12 protein-coding genes are annotated in these 9,491 nt (G+C 63.8%); 6 read left to right on the top strand and 6 right to left on the bottom strand.

Annotation, left to right across the window (positions count from 1 at the left end):
• Positions 1-229: 229 nt before the first annotated feature.
• Together P0D87_RS08325 and P0D87_RS08320 are read right to left on the bottom strand one after the other, a co-directional pair.
• Positions 230-364: an entericidin A/B family lipoprotein gene (locus tag P0D87_RS08325; protein ID WP_006052452.1), complete on the bottom strand. Its 135-nt coding sequence runs from the start codon at positions 362-364 to the stop codon at positions 230-232.
• Positions 365-562: 198 nt separating this feature from the next.
• On the bottom strand, positions 563-2,155 hold the full coding sequence (locus P0D87_RS08320; protein WP_053858472.1) for a sensor histidine kinase: 1,593 nt from the start codon (positions 2,153-2,155) through the stop codon (positions 563-565).
• 206 nt (positions 2,156-2,361) lie between these two features.
• Here P0D87_RS08320 and P0D87_RS08315 point away from each other — a divergent pair, with 206 nt between their 5' ends.
• The 5 genes from P0D87_RS08315 (at position 2,362) to P0D87_RS08295 (ending at position 4,655) form a co-directional block, all read left to right on the top strand.
• Complete coding sequence (locus tag P0D87_RS08315; RefSeq protein WP_006052454.1) at positions 2,362-2,538, top strand: DUF1328 domain-containing protein; 177 nt, start codon at positions 2,362-2,364, stop codon at positions 2,536-2,538.
• Positions 2,539-2,620: 82 nt separating this feature from the next.
• Positions 2,621-2,782 carry a DUF1328 domain-containing protein gene (locus P0D87_RS08310; protein ID WP_006052455.1) on the top strand — a complete coding sequence of 54 codons (162 nt, stop codon included), beginning with the start codon at positions 2,621-2,623 and terminating at the stop codon, positions 2,780-2,782.
• Between the two features lie 82 nt (positions 2,783-2,864).
• Entirely contained in the window at positions 2,865-3,422 is a 558-nt protein-coding gene (locus P0D87_RS08305; RefSeq protein ID WP_006052456.1) for a ferritin-like domain-containing protein, read from the top strand.
• A 151-nt stretch (positions 3,423-3,573) separates the two neighbouring features.
• A complete protein-coding gene (locus tag P0D87_RS08300; RefSeq protein WP_013338705.1) occupies positions 3,574-4,206 on the top strand; it encodes a response regulator in 633 nt (210 codons plus the stop codon).
• Between the two features lie 20 nt (positions 4,207-4,226).
• A complete protein-coding gene (locus P0D87_RS08295; RefSeq protein ID WP_035569834.1) occupies positions 4,227-4,655 on the top strand; it encodes a response regulator in 429 nt (142 codons plus the stop codon).
• A 27-nt stretch (positions 4,656-4,682) separates the two neighbouring features.
• Here P0D87_RS08295 and P0D87_RS08290 read toward each other — a convergent pair whose 3' ends face one another.
• Entirely contained in the window at positions 4,683-5,885 is a 1,203-nt protein-coding gene (locus P0D87_RS08290) for an MFS transporter (protein ID WP_053858471.1), read from the bottom strand.
• Positions 5,886-6,093: 208 nt separating this feature from the next.
• On the opposite strand from P0D87_RS08290, the gene P0D87_RS08285 reads away from it, so the two are divergent.
• Complete coding sequence (locus P0D87_RS08285) at positions 6,094-6,609, top strand: DUF2569 domain-containing protein (RefSeq protein WP_053858470.1); 516 nt, start codon at positions 6,094-6,096, stop codon at positions 6,607-6,609.
• A gap of 20 nt (positions 6,610-6,629) precedes the next feature.
• Here P0D87_RS08285 and P0D87_RS08280 read toward each other — a convergent pair whose 3' ends face one another.
• The 3 genes from P0D87_RS08280 to P0D87_RS08270 are packed head-to-tail and all read right to left on the bottom strand — an operon-like array spanning position 6,630 to position 9,478.
• Positions 6,630-7,457: a phosphodiesterase gene (locus P0D87_RS08280; protein WP_053858469.1), complete on the bottom strand. Its 828-nt coding sequence runs from the start codon at positions 7,455-7,457 to the stop codon at positions 6,630-6,632.
• Positions 7,458-7,499: 42 nt separating this feature from the next.
• Positions 7,500-8,570: an ABC transporter ATP-binding protein gene (locus P0D87_RS08275; protein ID WP_053858468.1), complete on the bottom strand. Its 1,071-nt coding sequence runs from the start codon at positions 8,568-8,570 to the stop codon at positions 7,500-7,502.
• On the bottom strand, positions 8,567-9,478 hold the full coding sequence (locus P0D87_RS08270; protein WP_053859066.1) for an ABC transporter permease: 912 nt from the start codon (positions 9,476-9,478) through the stop codon (positions 8,567-8,569). The genes P0D87_RS08275 and P0D87_RS08270 overlap by 4 nt, the downstream gene beginning before the upstream one ends.
• Positions 9,479-9,491 lie beyond the last annotated feature (13 nt).

Here is a 9,491-nt window from a genome sequence, read left to right as displayed (position 1 = left end):
CGCCCACCCCCGCCATTGGAATCGGGCCAAGCCCTGGGCGGCGGGGGGGGGGGCCCCCCAATGTGCCCCGCCGCTTTGTTTTGGCAACACGGGCAACGCACAGCTCACGTTCAACAAGCACGCACAACAAAAAGCCCACTGCGGTTTCCGCGCAGCGGGCTCGATGATGCATTGCATTGCGATGAACCACCCTGCGCCGCAAATGCGCAGGGCTTCAAGCAACAGCGATTTACTTCGCCTTCTCAGCCTGATTGGTGAGGGCGTCGCCACCCTTCGAGATGTCCTGGCCGGCACCTGCCATCGTGTTGCAGCCGGCGAGCGCGGCCGTGCCTGCAATGAGGAGCAAAGCGATCAGTCGATTCATGGAAGTTCTCCTTGTCGAGAAGGTATCGGTTGACGTGTCCCGCTAGCGGCTCTGCTAGCTGCCGACCGTGGCTTGCGCCAGTCGATCCGGTCTGATTGCATGGTAAAAAAAGGGCGCATGCGGCGCTGTCGGCTGCGCTGCGATTTTGTTGTAGGTGCGCTCTGGTGTTCGCGTCGGCGCACTCCTACAACGATGCTTTTAGTCGCTCTGCCGCGCGCTTGGGTTTGCGTCCGAGTCGCTGGCCGGCTGCGCGGCCGTGCTCGCGCTCGGCATCACGACATGAATGTCGGTGCCGTTCGGCACGCCGCGCCGGATGTCGAATCGTCCGCCATGCGCGGCGACGCGCTGACGCATGCCGAGCAGTCCATGCGTGTGCGTGCGCTTCAAATCCGCAGGCATGATGCCCACGCCGTTATCCGCAATGTCGAGCGTCACTTGCCCCTCGCCGATATGCAGACCGATCGACACCTGCGACGCGCGCGCGTATTTCGCCGCGTTCGTCAGCGATTCCTGCGCGACGCGAAAGAGCGCGATTTCGGTTTGCTCGTCGAGCTTGATATCGTCTGCGGGAAGCTGCAGGTTCAATGTCCAGTTGTTGCGCTGCGCGGCTTCGTCGGCGAGCGTGCGCAGCGCGGTCACGAGACCGAAGTTCGCGAGCACGGTGGGCCGCATGTCCTCAATGATGCGGCGCTTGAGCGCAATACCCTGGTCCAGATTGGCGAGCGCACGCTGCAGCTTGCCGGCGATCTCGGGCGCGCTGTCCTTCAGCTTGCGGTTCGCCCACGCGACGTCCATCTTGCTCGCGGTCAGAATCGCGCCCAGTTCGTCGTGCAACTCGCGCGCAAGCTGCGTCTTTTCGTTTTCGCTGACAGCCTGCAAATGCCAGCCGAGCGCCTCGAGTTGGCGGGTCCGTTCATTGACGAGCTGATCGAGTTCGCCTTGCTGGGTGATCAATTGACGCTGCACGCGCGCCTGTCTGTCGATCTGAATGCCGAGATTGCGGAACAGCAGAATGAACAACACGATGTTGAGCGCCGAGAGTCCCGCCGCGCACAACGTCGAGATGCGCTGATCGGCGCGGCTCGCGGCGAGCGCATGCTGCGCGCGGCGTTCTTCGTTATCGCGCAGCAGGCTAAGCGTGCTGTCGACGAACGCCGGGTCCACCGCCTGCTCGCTGCTCGTGCTGCCGCACGCGCCAAGCTCCAATGGATGCGGTGCGGCCCGCTGCAACGCCGCCGCGCCCGCGCCGATGCGTGCGTCGATCAGCGCACGAATCTGCGTGAAGCTCGCGAGCTCGGCGCTGTCCGCTTTGGGACTGCGGTAAAAGCGTTCGAGCGGCTCTTCGCTAGCGCGAATGCGTGCGGCCGTCGCACAAAACGCGTGTGCGGCGTCGTCGCGCTTCGTCAGAAGATAATCGCTTTGCTGCGCGCTCAAACGCGATAGCTGGCTCGCCAGTGCACTCAGTTGCACGGTGACGTCGCGGGCTTCGAGCGCGGTCTCATACTCGGCGGCGATGCGCTCGCGCGCGGTCTCCAGAATGACGAGCCCGCCGACGGTTATCACGATTGCGACCGTCATCGCGATCGCCCAGCTTCGGCTGCGCATCCAGTCGCTTAGACGCGCGGCGGCGCGGCGCGGTTGCGCAGCGGCTTGCGGACTGGCTTGCGCTTCTGCTTGCGTTTCGGATTGCGCTTCGGTTTGCGCACGACTTCCAGCCTCGCTTTGCGCTTGCTGCTTCGCGTCATGCGGGACTGCGTTCGGCAAATCAGGCACGTTCTGCACGTTCGACACATTCGGCTCCGTGGACAGCCATCAGTGTAGCGTTCGCCGCCGCCAACGCGCGAGCGCTCGCGTGCGCGAATCGGCTCGTCGTAACGCTGCCGTAATCCAATGTAAGCGGATTCTCACACGAAAACCGGAGTGCGTCGGAATGCGCCCGCCGCCGCCGATGGATAGCATGAACCCTGATCCATTCATCGTTCCAGGAGGAAGCCATCATGCTGAAGTGGGCGTTGGTCTTCGCCGTCATTGCCTTGATCGCCGGCCTTCTTGGCTTTACCGGCATCGCGGCGGGTGCGGCGGCAATTGCGAAGTTCCTGTTCGTCGTATTTGTGATTCTGTGCGTGGTGTTCCTCGTGCTCGGCTTTGTGGTGACGAAAAAAATTGTCGATTAGCGCCGCTTGCATGTTTAGCGGCGCTTGAGGCAACGCCAGCGCACGAGAATTCACGCGGATACCAACAAGAAGGAGAGTCGCCATGCTTCACTATGCCATCGTCTTTTTTGTTATCGCGATCATCGCAGCCGTGTTCGGTTTCACCGGAATCGCGGCGGGCGCGGCCGAAATCGCGAAGATTCTGTTCTATATTTTTCTGGTCGTGTTCGTGGTCACGCTGCTGCTCGGCGTGTTCCGAACGTAGATCTGAGCACGACTCTAACGGCGCGTCGCGGGCATGGTCCGCGATGCGCCCATTCCCTCAATACGGATAAAGGAGAAACTCAATGGCGAACACACCTGGCGCCCAGTCGAGCGACCCGTTCGTGATGGACATTCAAAAGATTCGCGACGACGCCCGCAAGCACATGTCGGACGGACCCGTCACGCAAAGTTATGGCGCCGACCGCGAGACCGTGCTGAAGCTGCTCAACGACGCGCTCGCGACGGAGATCGTCTGCACGCTGCGTTACAAACGGCATCACTTCATGGCGAAGGGCATCAACTCCGAGGCGGTGGCCGCCGAATTCGCCGAGCACGCGACAGAAGAGCAGGAGCACGCCGACCGCATCGCCGAGCGCATCGTGCAACTGGGCGGCGAGCCGGACTTCGCACCGGACGGCCTGAAAACGCGCGCGCATTCCGAGTACAAGGAAGGCGAGAATCTCACGGACATGATCCGCGAGAACCTGGTCGCCGAGCGCATTGCCATCGACACCTATCGCGAGATCATTCGCTATCTCGGCGAGAAGGACGTCACGACGCGGCGTCTGTTCGAAGAGATTCTCGCCGTCGAGGAAGAGCATGCGGACGACATGGCCGATCTGCTCGAGGGTCGCGAGTGATTCGGCGCGGCTGTGGGCGCGGCAGCCGGCGCGGCAGTATGAGCTTGCGGCCGGCGGTAGTGGCCGCAACACAGCCGATAACGTCGAACGGCCACGCGACGTCATTACAATGTCTGCTTTGGAGCGATTCCATCGTACGGACACCAAGCCGATGATTCGAGTGTTGATAGCCGACGATCATGCGATCGTCCGAGGCGGTTTCAGGCAGTTCGTCGCCGACGAGCCGGACATGTGCGTCGCTGCGGAAGCCGCCACCGGCGACGAGACCATCAGCCTCGTGCGCGAGCAGGCATTCGACGTCGTGCTGCTCGACATCGCGATGCCGGATAAAAACGGCATCGACACGCTGCGCGTCATCAAGCAGGTGCGCCCCGAGCAGGGCGTGCTGATCCTCTCCGGCTATCCGGAGAGTCAGTACGCGATCAACCTGCTGCGCGCGGGCGCGAACGGTTATCTGAACAAGGACTGCGAACCGGACGAGATCGTGCGGGCGATTCGCGCGGTGGCGCGAGGTCATCGCTATTTATCGGAGGCGGTGGCCGACACGCTCGCCGACAATCTCGACAAGCCGGCGGCGGCGCGGCCGCACGAAGCGCTGTCCGAACGCGAGTTCCAGATTTTTTGCAAGCTCGCGGCGGGGCAGATACCCACGCAGATTGCCGAAGAACTGCATTTGTCCGTGAAAACGGTGAGCACGTACCGGGCTCGCGTGCTCGAGAAGATGCGGCTGGCGAACAATGCCGATCTCACTTATTACGCGATCAAGAACGGCCTGATCGAATAATGGACGATCGAGAGATGCCGATGAACAGCGAATCGAATACCGTTGCCGGATCAGCCAGTCACGCGCCGTTGCGCGTGCTGCTTATCGAGGATTCGCCGCTGATCCGCCGCAGCCTGGTGGAAGCCATCGACGCGTCGGGTTCGCTGCAAGTGGCCGCGTATGCCGATTCCGCCGACGAAGCCATCGCGCTGCTTGGCGACGAAGCGTTCGACGCGGTGATCGTCGACCTGCAATTGAAACGCGGTTCAGGCGTGCCCGTACTGGCTTATTTGCAGCGCGAAGGCTTGATCGACTCGGTGTTCGCGGCGGTGCTGACCAACCACGCGCTGCCCGCCTATCGCGAGCGCTGCGAGCAGTATGGCGTGCGCCACTTCTACGACAAGTCGTTCGAATTCGATCGCGTGATCGACGCGCTGCACGAATATGCGCTCGCGCGCAGCCACGGCTGAGCGCTCGCCGCGCAACAACAAGCGCAATCAATCGTTTGCGGTACGAGCCTGCAGCGCCAGATGATTCCATGCGGCCAGGCCCGCGAACACCAGACCCGCGACGCTCACGCCCACCCATCCGAACACCGGCCATACAGCGGCGCCCACAGCGGAACCGAGGGCTCCGCCGATGAAATACGCGACCATGTACACCGTATTCACGCGGCTGCGCGCGTCGGGCTTCAGCGCATAGATGCGTGACTGATTCGAAATCTGCGCGGCCTGCACGCCCACGTCGAGCACGATCACGCCGATCACGAGCCCCGCGATGCTCTTCGCGGAAAAGCCGAACACGACAAACGAAATCGCCACCAGCACGATGGACAGCGTGATGATCGCGCGCGGTCCGCGACGGTCGGCGAACTTGCCCGCGAGCGGCGCAGCGAGCGCGCCTGCCGCGCCGACGATGCCGAACAGGCCGGCCGCCTGCGGTCCGAGATGAAAGGGCGGCCCGGCCAATAGCAGCGCCAGCACCGACCAGAAGATGCTGAATCCGGCGAAGAGCGCGGCGCCCGTCAGCGACGCTTCACGCAACGCGCGATGTTCGACGACCAGATGCCACATCGACACGAGCAGCTTGCCGTACGACAGCGTGGAAGTCGGCTTGCTCTTCGGCAGACGCAGCACGATCACCACGGCGAGCGCGAGCAACGCGAGCACCGACACCGCGAATACCGCGCGCCAGCCGAAGTATTCCGCGACGAAGCCCGCTGCGGTTCGCGCGAGCAGAATGCCGAGCAGCAGGCCGCTCATCACCGTGCCTACCGCATGACCGCGCTGCGACGGCGGCGCGAGTTCGGCGGCGAACGGCACCGCCTGCTGCGCGATGGTGGCGAGCACGCCGATCGCGAGGCTCGCGGCAACTAGCACCGGCAGCGCCGGCGCGGCGGCGGCCACGACGAGCGCGATGCACATGCCCGCGGTTTGCAGCAGGATCAGTGCACGCCGGTCGAAGCGGTCACCGAGCGGCGCGAGCAACAGCATGCCGGCCGCGTAGCCGAGCTGCGTGACGGCCGGCACCACGCCGACCCACGACGCGCTTGCCGGAAACGACTGCCGGAAGTTGTCGAGCAGCGGCTGGTTGTAATAGATGTTCGCGACCGCGACACCGGCGATAGTGGCGAGCAGAAGCAGCAGGCCGCGCAGCGATGGATCGGCGGAAGCGGGGGCGGACGCGTTGGACGTGGACATGAGAGAGGGCGGTCGGCGGACCGGCCCATGCGCGGTCCTCAAGCGTGCCGATCATACCGGAGCGTGTCGGATCGTGCTGACCCGCCGCCATTCGGATGCACGGCTCGTTTGTGACAAAAATGCGAGGTTTGATGCGGTGGGGTTCGTAGAATCGGCGGGCTATTTCTGCCCACGTCTTGCCCATTTCTTGCCCACCTCGCACGATCCGATGAAACAACGCACTGTGTGTTCGAGCCGACGTCACGCGCAAGCTGAGCTTGCGCCGCAGCGAATCGGCGGATGTCTGCTGGTCGCGCTAGTCTGCCTTGCCGCGTGGGCGTTCGTCACCGCGATCGCGTTGCGCGATCCACTCGAAATGATGCTCGAATGGGAGTTGCTCGCCGTGTTCGTTCGCGCCGCGACGCATGGCTGGTATCGCGCGGTGATTGCGATGGTCGGCATGGACGTGGCGATCGGCGCGTTCATGGTCGCGGGCATCGGATGGTTCGCGCTGCTCGCGTGGCGCAAATCGGCGCGCTTGCCGCGGCACGTGCAGGCGTGGCTCGGCGCGATTCTCGCGATGCGAACCGGCGCGTATCTGCTGAGCGATTACATGACGCACGCAATCGGCATCGACATCGCGATTCCGTTTGATGGCCTGATGCAGGCGATCGTCGCGGCCGCGTTGGGAATACCTTATTTCCGCATGTCGCGGCGCGTGCGTCAGACCTTCGTGAACCGCTGAGCTTTACACACATTACGCATTCAGTCGATCAACGCGCCTTCCGGCTCATAAAACGGATACGGACCGTCGGCGGCATCGACATACGCATGATGCGTGACGATGCCCGTCGCCGGATCGTAGCGATGCAGCGCATACGCGGGCGGCTCCATCATGAATGCCGAGGGCGCATCGTCGCGAAGATCGAGCGCGACCTGATGCGCGGGCGCCGGCACCGCGGAAGCGATCGTGCCGCCAAAGCGCACGAACATCGAGCGATGCACGTGTCCGCAGATCACCCGCTCCACGTTCGGATAACGCGCGATCAATGCGGCGAGCTTGTCGGCGGCGAGCGGATCGAGCCGCAACGCATCCATATGTCCGATGCCGCAAGCAAACGGCGGATGATGCAGCGCGACCACCGTCGGCTTGCCGTTCGCCGCATCGAGTTGCGCGGCGAGCCACGAAAGCCGCGCGTCGCACAGCGTACCGGCGCTTTGACCCGGCACCATCGAATCGAGTGCGATCAGCCGCAGCGGACCGACATCGGCCGCGTACTGCACGAACGCATCGCCGCCGTGCAGTTCCGCGCGATCGGGAAACGCCGCGCGCAACGCGGCGCGGTCGTCGTGATTGCCGACGAGCAGAAAGTAGGGGATTTGAAGCGGCGCGAGCAGCGTTTTCAGGTGCTCGTACTGTTGCGGTTCGCCCTGATCGACGAGGTCGCCGGTCATGACGACGACGTCCGGACGAGGGTTCAACGCGTTCAGCGCGGCGACGCAGCGCGCGAAGTGCGCGGCCGTATCGACGCGGCGATAGGCGAGCGCGCCGGGCCGCTTGATATGCAGGTCGCTAATTTGAGCCAGCAGCATGGGTAGTCCTTTGTGTTGCGCGCGGTTTAATGCGCGGCTTCGTTACGATAGCGCAATCAGCGCGTCGTGCCCGATCGAAATGCCGACCGGCGTGCCGCGCGCCAGTTCGACCCGGCCCGCGACGTCGACAAGCAGTGCATCGGGCGCGGCGCCGCTAATCGTCAAGCGCGTGCGCTCACCGAGAAACGCACTGCTTTCGATGAGGCCGCGCAACTGCGCGTGATCGGGATCGGCGAGGAATGCGTCTTCGGGACGGAAGAAAATTTCGTGCGTCGAGTCCGACTGCGCCGATAGAGCCCGATGCGCCGAAGGCAGCGGCACTGCGCCGCCGATGGTCGTCAGCATGCCGCCGCGCCGCTCGCCGGCAACGCGATTGATCGTGCCGACGAATTGCGCGACCGCACGATTAGCAGGCCGATAGTAGATGTCGCGCGGCGTGCCGATCTGCTCGATACGCCCCGCGCTCATCACGACGATGCGGTCGCCGAGTTCCATCGCTTCGGCCTGATCGTGCGTCACATAGACGGTCGTGATGCCGAGGTCGCGCAGCAGCGTGTTCATCTCGCTGCGCAACGCGTCGCGCAGGCGCGCGTCGAGCGCGGTGAGCGGTTCGTCGAGCAGCAGCACGCGCGGCTCGACGGCCAGCGCGCGAGCAAGTGCGACGCGCTGACGCTGACCGCCCGACAGTTGATCGATCGGTTTATCGGCGTGGTCGGTCAGACGCATCATCGCGAGCAATTCGTCGATGCGTCGCCGTGCGTTTTCCGCAGGCACGCGTTTGATCTTCAGGCCATAGCCGATGTTGCCGCGCACCGTCAGATTCGGAAACAGCGCGTAGCTCTGGAACACCATGCCCACCTGGCGTTTTTCGATAGGCAGGGCCGTCACGTCGTCGTTGCCAAATGCGATGCGGCCTCCGGCGTCGGGCGTTTCGAGTCCGGCGATCATGCGCAGCGTGGTCGTCTTGCCGCAACCGGACGGCCCGAGCAGCACGAGCGTTTCGCCTGCCTCGATGCGCAAATCGACCGGTTCGAGCACACGTGTGCCGCGAAACGTTTTCGCGCATTGCGTCAGCGTGATAGGGATGGAAGCAGGAATAGAAGCGAGTGTCATGGCGTCGTGATGGACTTCGTAGCGGAAGCGGCGCCGCGTTTTTTCGCCGCGCTGCGCTGGCCGGTCGCATCGACGCCGAGCCATTGCATTGCGACGAGCAGCGGCATCGTCATGATGAAAAAGAGAATCGTGTAGGCGCTGCCGATTTCAATGCGCAACGACGCGTAGGTGTCGGCGAGACCGACCGGCAGCGTCTTCGTGTCGGGCGTGTGCAGCATCCACGTCAGATTGAATTCGCCGATGGAAAGCGTGAGCACCGCGAGCGCGCCCGCCACGATGCCCGGCCTCGCATTAGGCAGTACGATGGTCACGAAGCGCTGCATGAAGCTCGCGCCGAGACTCGCCGCGCCTTCCTCGAGCGTGCGCAGATCGCTGCTCGCACACACCGCCGCGACCGCGCGCACCATGAACGGCAGCGTGAACACCACATGCCCGACGACGATAAACGCAACGCTCATGCGAAACATCGTGAAGCCGCCATACACGACGAGCAGCGCCAGCGCGGACGCGAGCCCAGGCAGCGCGATCGGCAGCACAAGAAACTCTTCGATGACGCGCGACAGCCGCGTCTTGCTGCGCGCGAGCACGTAGCCCGCAGGCACGCCGGTCAACAGCGTAATAAAGAGCGTGGCCGCCGCCACTTCGAGCGAGAGAAACACCGAGCCGTGATACTGGGTCCACACCTCGCCGAGCCAGCGCAGCGTGAAGCCGCTTGAGATGCCCTTGAAGTAATTCACCGTGAGACCCGCGAGAATCGACATCACGACCGGCACGATCAAAAATGCGCACAGCAGCAGCGTGACGAGCCACTGGCCCGCCGCGAGCCATGCTCGGCTATCGGGCAAGCGCAGTCGCGAGCGCGGCTTTTTGCCGGCCGCAGCCTCTGAAGAAACAGTGATCGAATTCATGGAGAAGTCCTGC

The organism is Paraburkholderia sp. RL17-368-BIF-A, assembly GCF_046054045.1.
GTDB lineage: Bacteria > Pseudomonadota > Gammaproteobacteria > Burkholderiales > Burkholderiaceae > Paraburkholderia > Paraburkholderia graminis.
Note: the sequence above shows the minus strand (reverse complement) of the source record. Positions and strands in the feature narration are given on the sequence as shown.

Excerpts from the sequence above, each read along its gene's own strand:
- P0D87_RS08315 (WP_006052454.1), top strand. The coding sequence starts at position 2,362 with ATGCTGAAGTGGGCGTTGGTCTTCGCCGTCATTGCCTTGATCGCCGGC.
- P0D87_RS08275 (WP_053858468.1), bottom strand. The coding sequence starts at position 8,570 with ATGACACTCGCTTCTATTCCTGCTTCCATCCCTATCACGCTGACGCAA.
- P0D87_RS08280 (WP_053858469.1), bottom strand. The coding sequence starts at position 7,457 with ATGCTGCTGGCTCAAATTAGCGACCTGCATATCAAGCGGCCCGGCGCG.
- P0D87_RS08300 (WP_013338705.1), top strand. The coding sequence starts at position 3,574 with ATGATTCGAGTGTTGATAGCCGACGATCATGCGATCGTCCGAGGCGGT.
- P0D87_RS08305 (WP_006052456.1), top strand. The coding sequence starts at position 2,865 with ATGGCGAACACACCTGGCGCCCAGTCGAGCGACCCGTTCGTGATGGAC.
- P0D87_RS08285 (WP_053858470.1), top strand. The coding sequence starts at position 6,094 with ATGAAACAACGCACTGTGTGTTCGAGCCGACGTCACGCGCAAGCTGAG.
- P0D87_RS08310 (WP_006052455.1), top strand. The coding sequence starts at position 2,621 with ATGCTTCACTATGCCATCGTCTTTTTTGTTATCGCGATCATCGCAGCC.
- P0D87_RS08270 (WP_053859066.1), bottom strand. The coding sequence starts at position 9,478 with ATGAATTCGATCACTGTTTCTTCAGAGGCTGCGGCCGGCAAAAAGCCG.
- P0D87_RS08325 (WP_006052452.1), bottom strand. The coding sequence starts at position 364 with ATGAATCGACTGATCGCTTTGCTCCTCATTGCAGGCACGGCCGCGCTC.
- P0D87_RS08290 (WP_053858471.1), bottom strand. The coding sequence starts at position 5,885 with ATGTCCACGTCCAACGCGTCCGCCCCCGCTTCCGCCGATCCATCGCTG.
- P0D87_RS08295 (WP_035569834.1), top strand. The coding sequence starts at position 4,227 with ATGAACAGCGAATCGAATACCGTTGCCGGATCAGCCAGTCACGCGCCG.